The organism is Streptomyces sp. NPDC032472 (assembly GCF_040636955.1).
Taxonomy (GTDB): Bacteria; Actinomycetota; Actinomycetes; order Streptomycetales; family Streptomycetaceae; genus Streptomyces.
Map to the genome: position 1 here is coordinate 35472 of NZ_JBEZVK010000036.1, position 18287 is coordinate 53758.

Below are 18287 nucleotides of genomic sequence, written 5' to 3' on the forward strand. Positions count from 1 at the left end.
GGGTCCACCGCGCGGACACCGTCCCGCCACCGGGCGGCCGCGGCGCGCAGGCCTGGAGGAGGCATACTGCCGCCGTGACGCACGCACCCGCACCCCTTCGCCATCCCTATCTGGACCACCCGGCCCCCATCCCGTTCGCGCACCGCGGAGGTGCCGCGGACGGGCTGGAGAACACCGCCGCCGCCTTCCGGCGGGCCGCCGACGCCGGGTACCGGTACTTCGAGACCGACGTGCACGCCACGGCCGACGGGAAGCTGGTGGCCTTCCACGACGCGACCCTGGACCGGGTCACCGACGGGCGGGGCCGGATCGCGGAGCTGGCGTGGAAGGAGCTGCGCGGGGTCCGGGTGGGGGGCGGTGAGCCGCTGCCGCTGTTCGAGGAGCTGGTGGAGGAGTTCCCCGACGCCCGCTGGAACATCGACGTGAAGGCCGAGTCGGCGCTGCTCCCGCTGGTCAACCTGATCGCCCGGGCGCGGCTGTGGGACCGGGTGTGCGTGGGTTCGTTCTCGGAGAGCCGGGTGGCCCGCGCGCACCGGCTCGCCGGGCCGCGGCTGGCGACCTCGTACGGGGTGCGCGGCGTGATGGGGCTGCGGCTGCGGTCCTGGGCGATCCCGGCGGCGCTGCGCGCCGGGGCGGTGGCGGCGCAGGTGCCGGAGCGGCAGGGCGGGATCCCGGTGGTCGACCGGAGGTTCGTGCGGGCCGCGCACGAGCGGGGTCTGCAGGTGCACGTGTGGACCGTGAACGAACCGGAACGCATGGAGGCTCTCCTCGACCTGGGAGTCGATGGCATCATGACCGACCGGATCGACATCTTGCGCACGGTGCTGGACCGGCGCGGGGCCTGGGCCTGACAGGGCTGCGGGCCTGCGCGCGGGGGCCCGCGGGCCGTGCGGTACGGGGACCAGCGAGGGGGCACTGATGAGTGCGCAGACGACGGACGAAGCGGAACCCGGTTCCGAGGACGGCAGACCGGCCGCGGAGGCGGCTGCCGAGCGCAAGCGGGAGCAGCGGGGCTGGTACTTCTACGACTTCGCGGTGTCGGTGTACTCGGCGAGCGTGCTCACGGTATTCCTCGGGCCGTACCTGACCTCCGTGGCGAAGGCCGCGGCGGACGCCGAGGGCTATGTGCACCCGCTGGGGATCCCGGTGCGGGCCGGGTCCTACTTCGCGTACTCGGTGTCGGCGTCGGTGATCCTCGCGGTGCTGATCATGCCGCTGGCGGGGGCGCTCGCGGACCGGACGGGCCGCAAGAAGCCGCTGCTGGCGGTGGCCGCGTACACGGGCGCCGCGGCGACGACCGGAATGTTCTTCCTGGGCGGCGAGCGCTACCTGCTGGGCGGGCTGCTGCTGATCGTCGCCAATGCCGCGCTGTCGGTGTCGATGGTGCTCTACAACGCCTACCTGCCGCAGATCTCCACGCCCGACGAGCGCGACACGGTCTCCTCGCGGGGCTGGGCCTTCGGCTACACCGCGGGCTCGCTGATGCTGGTGGCGAACCTCGCCCTGTACCTGGGCCACGACGGGTTCGGCCTGTCGGAGGGTGCGGCGGTGCGGATCTGCCTGGCCTCGGCGGGCCTGTGGTGGGGGGCCTTCGCGGTGATCCCGCTGCGCCGGCTGCGCGACCGGGCGGTCGTCCGGGAGCCGGGTGCGGAGCCGGCGGTGAGCGGCTGGAAGCAGCTGGTGGCGACACTGAAGGACATGCGCCGCTATCCGCTGACGCTGTCGTTCCTGCTGGCGTACCTGATCTACAACGACGGTGTGCAGACCGTGATCTCCCAGGCTTCGGTGTACGGCTCGGAGGAGCTGCAGCTGGAGCAGTCCACGCTGATCGGGGCGGTGCTGCTGGTGCAGGTCCTGGCGGTGGGCGGGGCCCTCGCGATGGGCCGGCTGGCCCGGACCTACGGGGCGAAGCGGACGATCCTCGGCTCGCTGGCGGCGTGGGCGCTGACGCTGGGGGTCGGGTACTTCCTGCCGGCCCGGACCCCGGTGTGGTTCTTCGCCCTCGCCTCGATGATCGGGCTGGTGCTGGGCGGCAGCCAGGCGCTGTCGCGTTCGCTGTTCTCGCACCTGGTCCCGGCGGGCAAGGAGGCGGAGTACTTCTCCGCGTACGAGATGAGCGACCGCGGGCTGAGCTGGGTCGGGCCGCTGGTGTTCGGCCTGACGTACCAGGTCACGGGCAGCTACCGGGACGCGATCATCTCGCTGGTGGTCTTCTTCGCACTGGGTTTCGTGCTGCTGGCGCGGGTGCCGGTGCGGCGCGCGGTGGCCGCGGCGGGCAATCCTGTTCCCGAGCGCATCTGAGCGCGTCCGCGCCGATCACGTTTCAGGACACGGCCCGCGCCCCTCCGGCACGGGCTCCGGGGCCGGATCTTCATACGAATTCCGAACGGATTTCGACGTTGAAGCAAAGGGCCGGTAGTGTACGCCTTTGGCCTGCCAGGCGGAGCGTTACTGCGCGCTGAAGAAGTGAAGACGTTGGGTGACATCTGCTGCCAGATGTGACAAAACGGGCATTGGTGGGTACAACAAGGGGCGGCACGACGGGCGACGCATCACCCGGAGCGGGAATCTATACCGCCGACCGGACGTTGACCGGATGACGACGACAGCGACACCTGTCCTGTGGGCGACAAGCCCGGGAGGCACGATTCATGAGTGAGCGAGCTCTCCGCGGTACGCGGCTCGTGGTTACCAGCTACGAGACGGACCGCGGCATCGATCTGGCCCCGCGCCAGGCGGTGGAGTACGCATGCCAGAACGGACATCGATTCGAGATGCCGTTCTCGGTTGAGGCAGAGATTCCGCCGGAGTGGGAGTGCAAGGCGTGCGGCGCCATGGCACTCCTGGTGGACGGGGACGGGCCCGAGGAGAAGAAGGGCAAGCCCGCGCGAACGCACTGGGACATGCTCATGGAGCGGCGTACCCGCGAGGAGCTGGAGGAGGTCCTGGCCGAAAGGCTGGCGGTCCTTCGTTCCGGCGCCATGAACATCGCCGTGCATCCGCGGGACAGCCGCAAGTCCGCCTGACGGCCGGACGAAGAGAACAGAGCCGAGGGCCCCGCCACCAGCTGGTGGCGGGGCCCTCGGCTTGTTCTTGTTTCGCCCTCGGATTGCTTCGTTCGCCGTACGCCGGTCAGGGCGCCAGCGGCGGCCGGTGTCCGGCATCGGGCTCGGGGCGTTGCGGGTGGTCCTCGCGGATGACCTCGCCCTGGACGACCTTGCCGTCCGGGTAGTGGATGCGCGCCTGCTGGAAGGCGTCGGCGAAGCTCCCGGAGGGGGCCGCGGCCATCCTGCGCTCCAGGGTGCGCGCCGTACGGCGGCCGATCCACGCCCGCACGGGCGGGACGAGCAGCAGCAGGGCGGCGAGGTCGGAGAGCAGGCCCGGCACGATCAGCAGCAGGCCGGCCAGCATGGTCATGCCGTTGCCGGAGGTGCCCGTGCCCGGCTGCCGTCCCGTCGGCGGGCGGCCCTGCTGCGCCTGCTGGAAGGTGTCCGTCAGGTTCCGAAACGCCCGGCGCCCGGCCCGCTTGATGACGACCACGCCCAGCACCAGCCCGGCCGCGAGCACCGCGGCGACGGCGAGGGCGCCGCCCGCGTCGGCGACGAGGCCGAGCAGCCAGATCTCCAGGACCAGCCAGGCGGCGACCGCCAGGGGCAGGAACGTACGGGCGGGCGAGCGCCGCCGGGGGGCCGTCGAGGTGGGAACGCCGGTCGTCATGGCATCCAGTGTGCCCGGGACGGCGTAAAAGCGGCCTCAGCCGGAGGCACCGGTGGTCCCCCGGAGGCTTTCCGGCTGCTCCCGGCCCTACTTCCCGCGCTGGTCCTGGCTCTTGCCGTGGCCCTTGTCGTGCCCCTTGTCGTGCCCCGTCAGCTTGGCCGCGTGGGCCTGCAGGCCCCACTGGGTGACCCGCCACAGGGCCTCCACCACGATGTCGCGGCTCATCTTGCTGTCGCCGAATTCCCGCTCGACGAAGGTGATCGGCACCTCCACGACGCGGAATCCGGCCTTCACGGCCCGGCGCGCCAGGTCCACCTGGAAGCAGTACCCGGCGGAGGCCACCTCGGCCAGGCCGAGCCCCTCCAGGGTCTCGCGGCGGAAGGCGCGGTAGCCGCCGGTGACGTCGCGGATCGGGACGTCGAGCATCAGCCGGGAGTACGTGGAGCCGCCGCGCGAGAGGAACTCGCGGCTCTTGGGCCAGTTGACCACCCGGCCGCCGGGCACCCAGCGCGAGCCGAGGACCAGGTCGGCGCCGGCCAGGGCGGTGAGCAGCCGCGGGAGTTCCTCGGGCTGGTGGGAGCCGTCGGCGTCCATCTCCACGAGGACGCCGTAGTCGCGCTCCAGGCCCCAGGCGAAGCCCGCCAGGTAGGCGGCGCCCAGCCCTTCCTTGCCCTTGCGGTGCAGGACGTGCACGTGGTCGTCGCCGGCCGCCAGCTCGTCGGCGAGCTTGCCGGTGCCGTCGGGGCTGTTGTCGTCCGCGACCAGGATGTGCGCCTCGGGGACCGCCTCGCGCACGCGGGCGACGATCGGCCCGATGTTCTCCGCCTCGTTGAAGGTCGGAATGATCACCAAGGTCGTGCCGAGCGGTCCGAGGCCCCGCTGTCCGCCGTCGCTCACTGGGTCCGCCTTCGCGTTCTTGTACGTCCTGTCACAGAGGATGACTCTAGAACAGTGGTCGGGGCCCGCGGTCCTTCGGGCCGGTCGCGCTCCCGCCTGTGGCGGGCGGCCGTGACCGTTGTCTACTGGACCGCGGGTCCCCGGCACCGGGCCACCCGCCGCCGGGCGAAACCTTCCCCGTACCCGGGGCCCGGGCGCGCCGGGCGGACGGCTCCGCCCACTGCGGGCGCCCGGTGGTGGCCGCGGCCGAACCTATCCGGGCCCGGCCCCCGCCACCCAGCCCGGGAACTGCGGGATCACTCCTGTGGCCGTACGAAAACCTCCCGGCCTCCGACGACGGTGGCCAGGCACACCGGCAGTTCGCGGCCGGGGGTCAGGTCGGGAAGCCCGGGGGTGCCGGAGCGGGGGTCGGTGGACCAGCGGGCGACCCGGTCGTCGGGGGCTTGGACGACCAGTTCGCCGGTCTGCCACAGCGCGTAGTCGGCGGGGGCGCCGGGCACCAGCACGCCCGCCCCGTCGCGGCCGAGGGCCCGCCAGCCGCCGCGCGTGTGCGCGGTGAAGGCGGCCCGTACGGAGATGCGGTGCTCGGGGGTGCGGTGGAAGGCGGCCGCGCGGACGGTCCCCCAGGGGTCGAAGGGCGTCACGGGGGCGTCGGAGCCGAAGGCGAGCGGCACGCCGGCCTTGAGCAGGGCGGCGAAGGGGTTGAGGGTGCGGGCGCGCTCGGCGCCGAGCCGGTCGGCGTACATGCCGTCCTCGCCGCCCCAGGCAGCGTCGAAGGCGGGCTGGACGGAGGCGGTCAGGCCCAGGTCCGCGAAGGCCGCGATGGTCTCGGCGGTCATCATCTCGGCGTGCTCGATGCGGTGCCGGGCGGCGCGGACGCGGTCGAGGCCGACCCGGTCGGCGGCGGCGCGGAAGCCCTCGACGACGGCGGTGAGCGCGGCGTCGCCGATGGCGTGGAAGCCGGCCTGGAGGCCCGCCTCGGTGCAGGCGGCGACGTGCTCGGCGATCTCGGCGGCGCCGAGGTAGCCGGTGCCGGTGTGCGCGGCGTCGGTGTACGGGGCGTGCAGGCAGGCGGTGTGGGAGCCGAGGGCGCCGTCCGCGAAGAGGTCGCCGGCGGCTCCGATGGCGCCGAGGGCCTTGGCCTGTTCCAGGTCGCGGTCGGCCCAGTAGCCGAAGACGCGCGGGCCGGGCCGCTCGCGCGCGAGGTTGAGCAGGTCGGCGAAGTCCTCGGCGGAGGAGATGTCGGGGCCGCCGCACTCGTGGACGGAGCCGATGCCGAGGGAGGCGGCGTGGTCGAGGGCGGCCCGCTGGGCCTCGGCGCGCTGGGCGGGGGTGACTGCGGCGAGCGCGGCCTTGCGGACGGCGTGGTGGTCGTCGCGGGTCAGGGGTTCGTCGCCGCGGACGACGACGGCGGGTACGAGGTCCAGCAGGGCGGTGGTGACCACGGCGGAGTGGACGTCGACGCGGCTGAGGTAGAGCGGGCGGCCGTCGGCGGCCTCGTCGAGCTCGGCGCGGCGGGGCGCCCGGCGTTCGGGCCAGCGGGCGGCGTCCCAGCCGTGGCCGAGCAGGACGCGGTCGGCGGGCCGGCGGCGGGCGTACTCGCGGACGAGGCCCAGGGCCTCGGCGAGCGAGGCGGCGCCGGTGAGGTCGAGCCCGGTGAGGGCGAGGCCCGCGGAGGTGGTGTGGACGTGCGCGTCGGTGAAGGCGGGGGTGACGAGCGCACCGCCGAGGTCGACGACCTCGTCCACGCCCTGCGCGAAGGCGTCGGCGGCGCCCTCGGAGCCGACCCAGGCGATGTGGCCCCGCTCGACGACCATCGCGGTGGCGAAGGGGTCGGCGGGGCTGTGTACCTCGCCGCCGCGCAGGAGGACGGTCCGGTCGGGGGCCGGTGCGGGCGAGGGGGCTCCGGCGGCGTCGGCGGAATGGGCGGTGCGGTCAGTCATGCGCACCAGTCTCCCGGTTCGCCGGGGCCGGTTCGACCGCGCCCCCCTGGCCCCCGGGGCGGGGCGGTCCGGTCGCGGTCCGGTCGCGGTCCGGTCGCGGGGTCAGATGCGGGGCGGGCGGGCCTCGTACGGGGTGGAGAGGACCACCGTGGTCCGCGTCGAGACGTGGGCCAGGGCCCGCAGGCGGCTCAGCAGGTCCTCCAGTTCGAGCGGGGTCGCGACGCGGACCTTGAGGATGTAGTTCTCGTCGCCGGCGACGCTGTGGCAGGCCTCGATCTCCGGTACGCCGGCGAGCCGGTCGGCGATGTCGTCGGGGGCGCTGGGGTCGAAGGGCTTCACGGAGATGAAGGCCGTCAGGGGCAGGCCGACGGCCTCGGGGTCGACGACGGCCGCGTAGCCGCGGATCACGCCCCGCTGCTCCAGGCGGCGTACCCGCTGGTGCACCGCCGACGTGGACAGTCCCGTGGCCTTGCCCAGGTCCGTGTAGCTCATCCGCCCGTCCCGCACCAGCAGATCCACGATCTGGCGGTCCAGCTCCTCCATAGCGCTCATAGCCGCTCAACCTACGGCCCGAGGGCGCCCCAGGCCCAGTGCTGTCCGCCCACAAGTGGCACCTGCGCCGGGCATGTGACCAAAGCCACAAGGGTATGCCCTCCTGTGCCGGGTTGTTGTGGTTACTCGTGCCGCGCGACGGGAAGTGCTTGCTGTGGCCGAGGCCCAAGGACATGCCACGCCCGGCCCACCCAAGGGGGAGTACATCCATGCAGAACACCAAGCGCGCCGGTCGCACCGAACCGGAGCCCCTCGATCCGAGCGCGTCCGGCTTCGCGGACGAAGCCGACGGCTTCGAGGACGGCGAGGGCTTCGAGATGCACCACGCGGTCTGCCCCGACTGCGGCCAGTCGATCGCCCTCGTCGCGGACGAGGAGTACCTGCCGGAGCACGCGCTCTGCCTGACGCCGTGGAACCCGTTCGGGCTCACCGTGTGTGCGGGCACCGGCCGTCCGGCCGTGGAGGCCCTGCCGGCCGCGGGCGCGGGTTCGGAGGAGTCCCAGGACCTGGAGGTCGTGCTGCTGACGCTGCCCCAGGGTCTGGACTGGCGTACGCAGCCGTTCTCGCACGTGGGCGGTCCCGGCTCGCGTCCCGTACGGCTCCTGTCGCCGACCGTGCCGCCGCAGCGCAGCGGGCACGCGCAGGCCGCCTGACACCGGTCCGGGCCGCTCGGGCCCGGACCGCACCCCCGCCCACCCGGTTACCAGTACGTGCCGCGCACCATCGCGTCGATCGTGGCGTGGTGCAGGATCAGGCCGTCCGGGTCGGCCGGGACCTCGACCTCCCCGAAGTACGCCTGCCGGTAGGCGATGCGCAGCATCACGATGCCGTGGCGCAGGGCCGCGTACAGGGTGTGGAACTCCATGTCGCGCGGGGTGTGCCCGGTGAGTTCGGCGTAGCGCCGCTCGAGGTCTTCGCGGCGCAGGAAGCCGGGCAGGCCGGGCTGGCCGAAGCCGGTGGTGAGGTCCTGGAAGAAGCGGTGGAGGTAGACGGTCCAGCCGAGGTCGACCTCGCGCGGGGCGCAGGCGGCCATCTCCCAGTCCAGGACGGCGGCCGGTTCGAAGCCGTCGTAGACGATGTTGCCGATGCGGGCGTCGCCCCAGTTGAGCACGGCGGGCCCCTCGTCGGCGGGCCACAGCTCCTCCAGCCGGTCGAAGGCCCGTTCCAGGAGCGGTGACGGGGCGAGGCCGTCGACGACCCAGGCGTAGTAGGCGCGTTGGGCGTCGACGTGCCGGCGCAGGGGGCTTCCGGGGCCGTCGGGGAGCAGGAACTCGGCTTCTTTGGCGGGGAATTGGTCGTGCAGGCGGGCGAGGAGGGAGATGCTCGCCTCCTGGAGGGCGGCGCGTTCGGCGTCGGTGGCGTCGTGCAGCCAGTTGCCCTCGTAGGTGTAGGGCATGACGTCAGGCGGGACGCGGCCTTCGGCGCGGGCCATGACGAAGAACGGGGCTCCGAGGGGTCCGGGGTCCTCCTCCAGCCACAGCACGCGCGGGACGGGCAGGTCGGTGCGGGCGGCGACCAGGCTCATGACGCGGTGCTGGCGGGGCATGTCGTAGGTGGGGAAGACGGTGTAGGCGGCCGGGTCGGCGGCGAGGCGCAGGGCGCAGGCGCGGACCGGGGCGTCGGGGTGGTCGATGTCGAAGAGCAGGGTTTCGCTGGACATGCCGTTGGAGGCGGGTACCGAGACGCCGGTGACGCGGGCGCCGGGGAGGCGCCCGTCGAGCCAGGCGGTCAGGCGCCGGGCGAGTTCCTCGGGTGAGCGGGTGGAGGTGCGGGGACGTGGTGCCGGTGCTGCCATGCCTGCCCCTTTCCTGGTCTGTCGGCGCTGTCGCCGACGCTGGTGCCGGTGGTGTTTATGGGGCGACCGAGCCGTAGTCGGTGAAGCCGCTGGGGTCGTGGCGGCCGAAGGTGCCGTGCTCGAAGATGCCGTGGCCGGTCTGCCCGTCGAGGGTGAAGCGGGCGGCGTGGTCGGTGACGCCGAAGGCGGCCATGGGGTGGGCGGCGGGATCGGACAGGTCGTAGGTGCGGCGGTCGGTCCAGCCGCGGCCCTGCCAGGTGCCGTGCTGCCAGTCGGTGGCGGGCGGGTAGCCGGCGCCGACGGCGAGCGGGGAGGAGGCGAGGATCTCCACGCCGAGTTCGAGCGGTTTGCGGGCGGGGTCGGTGAGGTGGACGACGGCGCTGACGGGGTGGCGGGTGCCGGGGCGGTAGCTGATGTCGGTGTGCGGCCAGCCGAGCTGGACGTCGCGGCGGCCGCTGTCCTCGGGGAAGACCTGGACGGCCTCGTTGAGGGTGCGGTGGCCGTCGGCGTCCTCCTGGGCGATGACCATGACGAACCGGTCGGGGAAGCGGACCGGGATCCAGAGCCAGTGGAAGCCCTCGGGCCGGTGCTCCTCGGCGGCGCGGCCGCCGTCCTCGCCGGCGATGGGGCGCACTCCCCAGCTGCGGTCGCGGGTGCCGGTCCAGTCGCCGGGGGTGAGGGTGAACTCCTCGCCCTTGGCGCGCAGGGTGCCGGTGACGTGGCCGGCCTGGACGAAGCGGCGGCCCTCCAGGATGAGGCGGTCGCCGCGGCGCTGGGTGTGGTGGGGTTCCCAGACGGCGGGGAACTCGGCGGTCCAGGTGATGTCGTACGAGAGGCCGTCGGGGTCGGCGGGGTCGGGGTCGCAGTGCAGGGAGATGCGGCGGAGCGGTTCGTCGACGGTGATGCGCAGGGGGCCGACGGCGAGGTTCATGCGGTCGTCGGTGAGGGCGTCGGAGGCGCGGACGGCGAGGAGTTCGTCGCCGATGCGGAGGGTGGCGTAGGCGTCGATGACACCGGTGTTGGGGTAGACGCCGAGGCCGAGGATGAGGACGGCGCGGCCGGCGTGGTCGAAGACGTGGAAGATGCAGCGGTCGTAGGCGTTCCGGTCGCCGCTGACGGTGTGCTTCATCGACAGCGGGGCCTGGTGGACGGGGTACTCGTCCAGGGGTACGGGGCGGTCCGCGGGCATGGCGAATCTCCTGGGGACGCGGTGCGTGAGCGCGGGAGTACGAGGTGCGTCGACGCCGAAGTCGACGTCGGCGCCGTCGTCGCAGCGGATATGACGGTACGTCAGAAAGTCTCTCCCCGGCCAGAGTTCTGTCACTTCCTGACAGCCCGGCACGCCTGGCCATCGATCCGGCGGCGGGCGCGGCGGAGGACGGGGACATCTCGAACGGATCCCCGGGCGGCCCGTGGGATTACCCCCGGGTCGAGCGGCGCGTTGGGGCGGTATGACCGCACTCGACACCCCCGCGCCACGGACGGGCCGACGGCGGCGCCCGACGCCGTACGACTACGAAGAATCGATTCGGCATTCGATTCGGCAACCGGCTCAGCCCAGGCAGCCGGACCCGCCGATCTACCGCGCGCTGCTGGCCCGCTGGGCCGCGGCCGGCCGCACCCTGCCGGGCCATGGCGACCCGGAATGGTCGCAGGTCGCGACCTCCCCGATCTGGCCGAGCGGCCCGCTGTTCGGCGGCTGACGCCGGGGCCGGCCCAGAGCCGGCTTACGGGCCGGTGAGGGCTCGCTCCAGCAGGCCGCGGAGAACGCCCTGCTCCTGCAGATCGAGGCCGGACAGCGGGGAGCCCGCGGCGAGGAGCCCGAGGAGCCGTTCACGCAGGGCGGCCCCCTCGGGGGTGAGCACGAGGTGCTTGGCGCGGCGGTCGGTGGGGTGCGGGTGCCGCCCGATCAGGCCCTGCTTCTCCAGCTTGTCGACGACGAAGGTCGTGTTGGAGGGCTCGCAGCACATGCGCTCGGAGAGCTCCCGCATGGTCATCGGCCCGGTCATCTCCCGCAGTGCGGTCGCCTGGGACGCGGTGAGGCCCAGGGCGGCGGCGCGCTCGCGCACGTGCTCGGCGATGCGCTGCGCCAGCCCGTTCACCAGGCCGCACAGCTGCCGCTCGGCGAGGACCTGCGGCTCCGGTGAAGTCGTCATGCCGCCACCCTAACAACTCCGTCAAGCCAAAACATTTACAACTTGAATGATTTGAACTTGATGCACTTGCTGCTTATGGTGGGCGCCGTCGCGGCGAAGATCGCGGCACTCAGGCACCTGACGACACCTCACGAGGGAGCACCCATGCCCGACTTGACCCTGCCCCTGAACCAGGACCAGGACCAGGACCAGGACGCACGACTGCGCCGGCCGTCGGGGATCCGCTCGATACGGCTGGGCGACGTCAAGGTCTCGTACGTGCCGGACGGCAACGTCCGGCTCCGGCCGCTCCAGCTGCTCCCGGACACCACCGACGCGGTATGGACCGAGCACCCGGAGTACCTGGACGCCACCGGCCACCTCGTGGGCAGCGTCGGCTCCCTGCTGGTGGAGCACGGCGACCGTGCGCTGCTGATCGACGCAGGCTTCGGCCCCCAGACGCTGGAGCTCCCGGAGGGCCCGCTCGGCGCGATCCAGGGCGGCGCGCTGCCGGCCGGCCTGGCGGAGCTCGGCCGCCGCCCGGAGGACATCGAGGCGGTGGCCTTCACCCACCTCCACGCCGACCACCTCGGCTGGGCCTGCCACCCCGCCCCGGGCGCCGACCGACCGCTGCTCGCCCACGCGGAGTACCTGATCTCCGAGCAGGAATGGGAGGGCCGGAACCACCTGGAGGAGCAGGGCATGGCCGACCAGGTCGCGGCCCTGGCGGCCCGCGTCCGCACGATCACGGACGGCCAGGAGATCTTCCCGGGCGTCCAGGTCCGGATCACGCCGGGCCACACCGTCGGACATGCCGAGTACGTCATCACCGGGGGCGGCAGGCGCCTGATCGCCTTCGGCGACGCCATGCACTCCCCCATCCAGGCCGACCACCCCGAATGGTCGTCGGGCTTCGACCACGACCAGACCGCGACCGCCGACCACCGCCCGAGCCTCGTCGCCGAACTGTCGGAGCCGAACACGATCGGCTTCGGCGTCCACTTCGCCGACGTGGTGTTCGGCCGCGTCGACCGCAACACCGAGGGCCCTGCCTGGCGGCCCGTGGACGCCTGAGCTGTCTACCGAGTGGGCGGGGGAGCAGTCGGCCCGCCCTCCCGGATGGTCTTCCAGATGGTGGCGAGGGCGAGGATCTGAGCCAGGAAGAACGCCACCGATGCGATGCGCATTTGATAGACGTAGGCGACCAGGCTCATGTTGGTCGGCCAGTAGCGCCGCTCGCTCTGGAACGTCTGGATGTCCATGGCCAGACCAGTGAACGTCAGCACCGACGCGAAGGCGGCGATGGAACGGACCGCGCTCGGTGTGGCTTGGCCGATGGTCTGGGTGATGATCTCGTGGGCCGCAACCGGGACGGCGAAGGCGACCGCGACGCAGAACGCCTTCGTCGGCCCGTGACGACCGGGGAGATCACGCCACAGCGCGCCCAGGAAGAAGCCTCCCGCCACCCACGTGGTGTGCCAGAACGCGATCTGGAGGACAATCCAGAGGAATCCGCTGGGAATCTCTGTGGTGGTGGCCCAGGTCTCGTTCTGGACCATGGCGGTCCAGTACATCAGCCCAGTCGCGGGCAAGCCGATGAAGCAGGCGATGAGCGCACACCTACAGGCGTTGTCCCACCACAAGTGCATGGGGCCGTAGGCGAAGGGCAGATCAATGGGCCTGACACCCTCCGGTAGGCACTGATCCAGTCGATCAATTTCATGCTCGATCGATTCTTGCACCACGGAACGATCCGACTGGCTTGCCGCGCTGAGGCGCTGCAGATGGGACTGAAGTTCACGAAAACGGCGCGCCAGACGCAACACGTCCGACGGAGATGTTCGCGAGATGACCTTGCCCAAAGGGGTGTTGTTCGCGGAAGGCTGCTCCAGCACGGATCTGGAGGCGCCTAGCACAAGAATGCCCCACGCCGAAAAGAGAGCGAGAGTAAAGGTTAGGATCTGACCGGAGAAACCGAAGTAGTAAGCGTCCCCGGGCACGACTGCCACCGCAAAGAAGACCACGAAGAGGAACCTCTCGGCACGGTTTGGAGTGAATGCGTCCTCCTCGTGTCGCTCAACCCTGCAGACCCGGAGCACCCCGACCAGGGCCACTGAGGTGAGGACCGAAAGCAACGCAAGCAGCGTGTCCAGCATGTCTTCGGGAAACCATGACCAAAACCAGTTGATTTCCGCCTGCCAATTCTCCCTATAACTGCTCCATTCAGGGTCGGCGAGCCAACTCGTGCGTTGCCAGTCACGCTCCAGAGCGAAATGGGCCCACAGGATAGTCATGACAGATGCCACAATGGAAAGAGATACCGTAACCCACGTGGGCAACATCCTGTCTCCCATGAATAGGAGACGCTGCCCGGCCGAAATCAGCCCCATGCAGCACACGAAGGACAGCGCCAGGTAAACGATCACCACCACCCATGTGCCAGGGAAGGTAATCGCAATGTCACTGGTCGGCATCAAAGGGAGCTCGGCCAGCTCGGACGTCAAAGCCAAGGCCGCAACACAGAGGCTGAGAGTGCACACCAGAACAAGGAGGCCCTTCTCCACCCTCCCGAAAAAGCACAGGGCCACACCGAAGACAATCAAGGAAAACAGTTCTACCGTCGCCCCATAGCCATTCTTCCACGAAAATTGCTGCTCAAGCAGACGGTAGATGTTGTCACCCAGGTAGCCGACAAGAACAAGAAACGTCTGCAGGAATGCCCACAGAACCAGCGCCCTGATGGCCTTTTTTTCTGTCGCCTCAATACCTCCTCCAAGGCTTCGGCGAATCCTCCTGGCGCAAACGAGCAGGAGAACACCAGCTGCGACGCACCAGAACGCACCTGACGCACTGTAGCCACCCAGCACTTCCCAGAGTTGACTACTCGACAAGGCAATGGCGTTCCATTGCTGCGGCGAGGGAGGTCGGAAAACGATGGAATGGAGCTCAATTATCCTCCCGTTTCGCCACCTCAACATCGTCCCTTTTTCGCCGAAGGTCGCTGGAGGAGTGGCCGACATTGCCCCCGGGCCACCGAGATGGACACGTACGTTTTCCCACCACGCTCCGGACAAGTTTCTGGAGGGTTTCAACCAAATCGTCCACTCTGTCTTTCCAGCAGCCAGCACCCAGGGGCCAACCCGGTACTCGTCGAGCCCCTGAACCCATACGACAGCCTCATAGTGAACGGTGACCGTTTTTCCATCAGCTGCCACGGTAAGCGGCTTTAGCCGCCACTCATCTTGATCGAAAAATGATTTCTCCGTTACTTTTCCGAGCAGGCATCTCAATGCGAAGCGATAGTCGTGCGAGTGGGCGTCCAGAAGAAGGGCTGGCGCAGGCTCCCAGCCTGCCGGGATCCGGATGTCCATGACGCTCGTAAGCATGCTGGTGTCGCGGCCGCGGTGGTCGAACTTCGCCGAGGCCTTGACCGTCGCTCCGCGCAGCTGGTCGGCGCGGCAGTTCTCGGCCGCGCGGGCCTCCCCCGCGCCCGGCAGCATGACGAAGAGGAGGCCGAGCAGCAGCGCGTGCAGCAAGAGCAGCCCGGGGCGCCTGAGAGGGATCACCGGTCCAGGGTGATCACAGGCGGGCGGCGGCCGGGCCGTGCGGCGCGGCCTCCGCCCGCCAGGTCCACCCTGCCGGGTCAGTGGGCGGTGGTCAGGGTGGGCTTGAAGTGGGCGTTGGTCAGGCAGCCCAGGTTCTCGTAGCTGTTGACCTTGGTCGCCGGGTCGGTGCTCACGAGCTTGTACTTGCAGGCGCTCTTGATGTGGTCGCCGCTGATGCCGCCCGGGAAGTCGATCTCCTTGTTCCAGAGGTAGGGCGACTGGTAGTCGTTGAGGCGGGCGGTGGCGTTGACGTCGATGCCGCCTGGCGCCTCGATCTCGTACACCCACCCCGTCTTCGCCGTGCCGTACGTGGCGAACTTCTGCGCCACCCACTTCTCGCAACTCGTGCTGACGTGCGCGGTGTTCTGGCCGCCGCCCTTGACGATGTACTCGGCGAGCGGGGTCAGCGTCTCCCCGCGCGACGTGAAGCCGTCCTGGAAGAGCTGCTCCACAGTCTCCCGCGTGTCACCGCGCCACAGGGTGTTGGTGTCGTCGCGCCACTGCCAGTTCTCCTCGGCTGCGGCCTGCCACACGGCCGGGGCGATGGCGGGGGAGGTGGTGGTGCGCCACCAGTCGATCGCGTGGAGTCGGCCGACCGGTCCGCAGGGGCCGGTGTCCGGGGCCGGCGCCTTCGGCGCTGCGGCCCGGTGGTCGGTCGCGTCGGCGGGAACGGTCAAGGTCACGGAGGCTGCGGCGAGCGTGGTGACGGCGAGGACGCGCAGAGCTGCGTTCAGCACGGTGAAGACCCATCAGTTGATCAACTGGACGGGCCCTTTATAGCGACGTACCGATCATGGACCTGCCGCTGCGCACGCCTGATCACCCCCAGGGGGCAACAGTCATATCGTCCTGAGGGGGCAACAGTCATATCGTCCTCAGGGATCGGGCTGGAGCCGGAGCAGGCCCGCCGTTGTCGGGTGGAAGCCGCAGCGGGTGTAGAAGGGGCGCAGGTGGGGCTCGTAGTCGACGTGGAGCCAGTGGGCCCCGGCGGTCCGCGCCTCCTCGGCGGCGGCGCGGACCAGGCGGACTCCGAGGCCGCGGCGGCGTTCGTCCGGGTGGACGGTGGTGTCCAGGATGAAGGCGTGGGCGCCGCCGTCGCCCGCGACGTTGACGTAGCCGACCAGGCGGCCGGCCCGCCGGGCGGTGATCCACGCGGTGCTGCGGGCCAGGACCGGTCCGAACCGGGCCGTCCGGTGCCCCGGCCAGGCGGCGGCGAACAGCTCGTTCAGCTCGGCGTCGGTCAGGGCCGGCCGCACCGCGAGGACCAGCGGCGGCATCAGCGCGACTCGGGTCCCGCCAGGTGGCGGGCGATGACCATGCGCTGGATCTGGTTGGTGCCCTCCACGATCTGGAGCACCTTGGCCTCGCGCATCAGGCGCTCGACCGGGAAGTCCGCGGTGTAGCCGTAGCCGCCGAGGACCTGGACCGCGTCCGTGGTGACGGCCATGGCCGCGTCCGTGCAGAACAGCTTGGCCATGGCGGCCTGCCGGGAGAACGGCTTGCCCGCGTCGCGCAGCCGGGCCGCCGCCAGGTACAGGGACCGGCCCGCCTCGATCTTGGTCGCCATGTCGGCGAGCATGAAGCGCAGCCCCTGGAAGTCGGCGATGGGGTGCCCGAACTGCTTGCGGCCGAGGGCGTACGAGAGGGCCTCGTCCAGGGCGGCCTGGGCGACGCCGATGGCGCAGGCGGCGATCCCGAGGCGGCCGGCGTCGAGGGCGGCCAGGGCGATGGTGAAGCCCTGGCCCTCCTCGCCGATGCGGCGCGTGTCGGGGACGCGGACGCCGTCGAAGTGCAGCTGGGCCGTGGGCGAGCCCTTCATGCCCATCTTCTTCTCCGGGGCGGCGGCCGAGAGGCCCTCCGCGTCGCCGGGGACGAGGAAGGCGGTGATGCCCTTGGGGCCCTCGCCGCCGGTGCGGGCGAGGACGGTGTAGAAGTCGGCGACGCCGCCGTGGGTGATCCAGGCCTTGGTGCCGTTGATGATCCAGTCGTCGCCGTCGCGGACGGCCTTGGTGGTCAGCGAGGCGGCGTCGGAGCCGGAGGCCGGCTCGGAGAGGCAGTAGGCGCCCAGCAGGCCGCCGCCGAGCATCTCGGGGAGGTGGGCCGCCTGCTGCTGCTTGGTGCCGTAGCCGGCCAGGCCGTGGCAGGAGAGGGAGTGCACGCTGACGCCGAGGCCGACGGTCAGGCGGGCCGCGGCGAGCTCTTCCAGGACCTGGAGGTAGACCTCGTACGGCTGGTCACCGCCGCCGAACTCGCTGTCGTACGGGAGTCCCAGCAGGCCGGCCTCGGAGAGCAGGGTGAAGACCTCGCGGGGGAAGCGCCCGGCGTCCTCCTGCTCGGCCGCCTGGGGGCGGATCTCGCGCTGGGCGATGTCTCGTACGAGCGCCAGCAGGTCCCGGGACTCCTCGGTGGGCAGCTGTCGGTCCACCGGCTGCGGGGCGCGGTCGTTCATGGCGGCGCTCTCCTCCCTGGTCGGGCACGGCGGCGACGCGTGAGGTGTGGGACGCGCCGCCGGGGATCGGTGCTCTCACAGCCGATACTGCCCTCCCGGGTTGCGGAAGGGGCTGTTCAGCGGCTGCGGCGGCTTGAGTATGCCCGATCAGGGGCTTCCCGTCACCGGGGCAAGATCACCAGGATTTCGCGGCTTGAGCTGCGAGAACGGGCGGGTGGGGACACTCCGGGACGAACTCCCCGGGAGGTGGCGGCGCCGGCCCGGGCGGGAGCACCGGCGGGGCTCCGGCAGGGGGGCGCGGCTCGCAACTCGCCAACCGGAGGCGGGGAGTTGAGGAATACGGGAGGGTCAGACCAGGCCGAGCTGCGTGACGAACATGGCGACGACGACCACCAGCGTCCATCCGAGGACGTGCTCCAGCCAGGAAGGGGAATCGTCCTGGGGGCCGCCGGTACGGGCCTTGTTGCGGGCGCGGGCGATGAGGGCTGCACTGTGTGCGGTCATGCCGTCCAATGTGCCAGCGTTTGCGGCTTTCGCGGTAGAGAGGGCATGGGTGGCGCGTATCACGTCGGTGGCGTGTCAGCTCGCGGGGCCGGAGCCCGTCGCCGCCCACGTGACCGGGCCCCGGCCGGCTTGCGGTCGGGGCCCGGCGTGCCGGATGCCAGACGGTCAGGCAGTCAGGCGGTCAGGCAGTCAGGCGGTCAGGCGGTTGCGGCCCGCCATGCCCGCCATGGCCAGGGCGCACAGCAGGGCGACGGCGCCCGCGATGACGTTGCTGACGATGGTGCGGGTGGTGTCCACGTTCCCGGCGATGAGCCAGGGGGCCAGGATCGTCCAGGCTCCGATGACCACCGCCGTCCACGCCATGGCGTGGGTGCGCTCATAGGCGGAGCCGAGTCCGCTCATGCACAAGCAGTACGCGAGACCGGCGATCAGGTTGTTGACCGCCAGCGAGGTGAGGCCGCTGAATCCGGCGATCCACGGCGACGCCGCCAGGTACAGGCCCGTGATCAGGGCCGCTGCCTCCACGGCCTGCGCGGCCGGCGTGCTGGTGACCCGCTCGAACCGCGAGCGCATCTCGGCGAGGTCGGGGTGGTGTTCGATGCTGTGAGTGGTCATGGTGGGCCGCCTCCTGCTGAAGACATTTATGTGCCCTTTATGGCTTTATGTTGCGCTTATCCTTTTCGCCGGTCA

General features: G+C 71.1%; 19 protein-coding genes. 6 read left to right on the forward strand and 13 right to left on the reverse strand.

Features of this window, described 5'->3' with window-relative positions; genetic code table 11:
• The first annotated feature begins 74 nt into the window (after positions 1–74).
• The 3 genes from AB0F11_RS23740 (at position 75) to AB0F11_RS23750 (ending at position 3026) form a co-directional block, all read left to right on the forward strand.
• Entirely contained in the window at positions 75–851 is a 777-nt protein-coding gene (locus tag AB0F11_RS23740; protein ID WP_362177143.1) for a glycerophosphodiester phosphodiesterase, read from the forward strand.
• 67 nt (positions 852–918) lie between these two features.
• Positions 919–2301 carry an MFS transporter gene (locus tag AB0F11_RS23745; RefSeq protein ID WP_362177146.1) on the forward strand — a complete coding sequence of 461 codons (1383 nt, stop codon included), beginning with the start codon at positions 919–921 and terminating at the stop codon, positions 2299–2301.
• Between the two features lie 350 nt (positions 2302–2651).
• On the forward strand, positions 2652–3026 hold the full coding sequence (locus AB0F11_RS23750; RefSeq protein WP_007262928.1) for an RNA polymerase-binding protein RbpA: 375 nt from the start codon (positions 2652–2654) through the stop codon (positions 3024–3026).
• A gap of 106 nt (positions 3027–3132) precedes the next feature.
• On the opposite strand, the gene fxsA is transcribed toward AB0F11_RS23750, so the two are convergent.
• From fxsA to AB0F11_RS23770, 4 genes are all read right to left on the reverse strand, one after another.
• Entirely contained in the window at positions 3133–3717 is a 585-nt protein-coding gene (gene fxsA, locus AB0F11_RS23755; RefSeq protein ID WP_362177148.1) for an FxsA family membrane protein, read from the reverse strand.
• A gap of 87 nt (positions 3718–3804) precedes the next feature.
• Positions 3805–4614, reverse strand: coding sequence for a polyprenol monophosphomannose synthase (locus tag AB0F11_RS23760; RefSeq protein ID WP_362177151.1), 810 nt, complete (start codon positions 4612–4614; stop codon positions 3805–3807).
• Positions 4615–4910: 296 nt separating this feature from the next.
• On the reverse strand, positions 4911–6557 hold the full coding sequence (locus AB0F11_RS23765) for an amidohydrolase (protein WP_362177153.1): 1647 nt from the start codon (positions 6555–6557) through the stop codon (positions 4911–4913).
• 102 nt (positions 6558–6659) lie between these two features.
• On the reverse strand, positions 6660–7100 hold the full coding sequence (locus AB0F11_RS23770; protein WP_361913816.1) for an Lrp/AsnC family transcriptional regulator: 441 nt from the start codon (positions 7098–7100) through the stop codon (positions 6660–6662).
• A gap of 218 nt (positions 7101–7318) precedes the next feature.
• Here AB0F11_RS23770 and AB0F11_RS23775 point away from each other — a divergent pair, with 218 nt between their 5' ends.
• A complete protein-coding gene (locus AB0F11_RS23775) occupies positions 7319–7762 on the forward strand; it encodes a hypothetical protein (RefSeq protein ID WP_362177156.1) in 444 nt (147 codons plus the stop codon).
• A 47-nt stretch (positions 7763–7809) separates the two neighbouring features.
• Here the strand turns inward: AB0F11_RS23775 and AB0F11_RS23780 are convergent, their stop codons facing one another.
• Both AB0F11_RS23780 and AB0F11_RS23785 read right to left on the reverse strand, forming a co-directional pair.
• On the reverse strand, positions 7810–8904 hold the full coding sequence (locus AB0F11_RS23780) for a phosphotransferase family protein (RefSeq protein WP_362177159.1): 1095 nt from the start codon (positions 8902–8904) through the stop codon (positions 7810–7812).
• A gap of 55 nt (positions 8905–8959) precedes the next feature.
• Entirely contained in the window at positions 8960–10093 is a 1134-nt protein-coding gene (locus tag AB0F11_RS23785) for a hypothetical protein (RefSeq protein ID WP_362177162.1), read from the reverse strand.
• Between the two features lie 262 nt (positions 10094–10355).
• Between AB0F11_RS23785 and AB0F11_RS23790 the strand changes: the two genes are divergently transcribed.
• Positions 10356–10607, forward strand: coding sequence for a hypothetical protein (locus tag AB0F11_RS23790; RefSeq protein ID WP_362177165.1), 252 nt, complete (start codon positions 10356–10358; stop codon positions 10605–10607).
• A 24-nt stretch (positions 10608–10631) separates the two neighbouring features.
• Here AB0F11_RS23790 and AB0F11_RS23795 read toward each other — a convergent pair whose 3' ends face one another.
• The gene (locus AB0F11_RS23795) at positions 10632–11060 is read right to left on the reverse strand and encodes a MarR family transcriptional regulator (RefSeq protein WP_362177168.1); all 429 of its coding nucleotides are present in this window, start codon (positions 11058–11060) and stop codon (positions 10632–10634) included.
• 144 nt (positions 11061–11204) lie between these two features.
• Between AB0F11_RS23795 and AB0F11_RS23800 the strand changes: the two genes are divergently transcribed.
• Positions 11205–12113, forward strand: a complete 909-nt coding sequence (locus AB0F11_RS23800) for an MBL fold metallo-hydrolase (protein WP_362177171.1) — start codon at positions 11205–11207, stop codon at positions 12111–12113.
• 5 nt (positions 12114–12118) lie between these two features.
• Here AB0F11_RS23800 and AB0F11_RS23805 read toward each other — a convergent pair whose 3' ends face one another.
• The 6 genes from AB0F11_RS23805 to AB0F11_RS23830 form a co-directional block, all read right to left on the reverse strand.
• Positions 12119–14605, reverse strand: a complete 2487-nt coding sequence (locus tag AB0F11_RS23805) for a DUF6185 family protein (protein WP_362177174.1) — start codon at positions 14603–14605, stop codon at positions 12119–12121.
• Positions 14606–14682: 77 nt separating this feature from the next.
• Positions 14683–15381 carry a hypothetical protein gene (locus AB0F11_RS23810; RefSeq protein ID WP_362177177.1) on the reverse strand — a complete coding sequence of 233 codons (699 nt, stop codon included), beginning with the start codon at positions 15379–15381 and terminating at the stop codon, positions 14683–14685.
• Positions 15382–15519: 138 nt separating this feature from the next.
• A complete protein-coding gene (locus AB0F11_RS23815; protein WP_362177179.1) occupies positions 15520–15921 on the reverse strand; it encodes a GNAT family N-acetyltransferase in 402 nt (133 codons plus the stop codon).
• Entirely contained in the window at positions 15921–17093 is a 1173-nt protein-coding gene (locus tag AB0F11_RS23820; protein ID WP_362177182.1) for an acyl-CoA dehydrogenase family protein, read from the reverse strand. Before AB0F11_RS23820 ends, AB0F11_RS23815 begins: the two co-directional genes overlap by 1 nt.
• A gap of 348 nt (positions 17094–17441) precedes the next feature.
• The gene (locus tag AB0F11_RS23825; protein WP_361913723.1) at positions 17442–17597 is read right to left on the reverse strand and encodes an SCO1431 family membrane protein; all 156 of its coding nucleotides are present in this window, start codon (positions 17595–17597) and stop codon (positions 17442–17444) included.
• Positions 17598–17786: 189 nt separating this feature from the next.
• Positions 17787–18212 (reverse strand): SPW repeat protein, encoded by a 426-nt coding sequence (locus tag AB0F11_RS23830; protein ID WP_362177184.1) that lies wholly within the window; start codon positions 18210–18212, stop codon positions 17787–17789.
• Between the last annotated feature and the right edge of the window lie 75 nt (positions 18213–18287).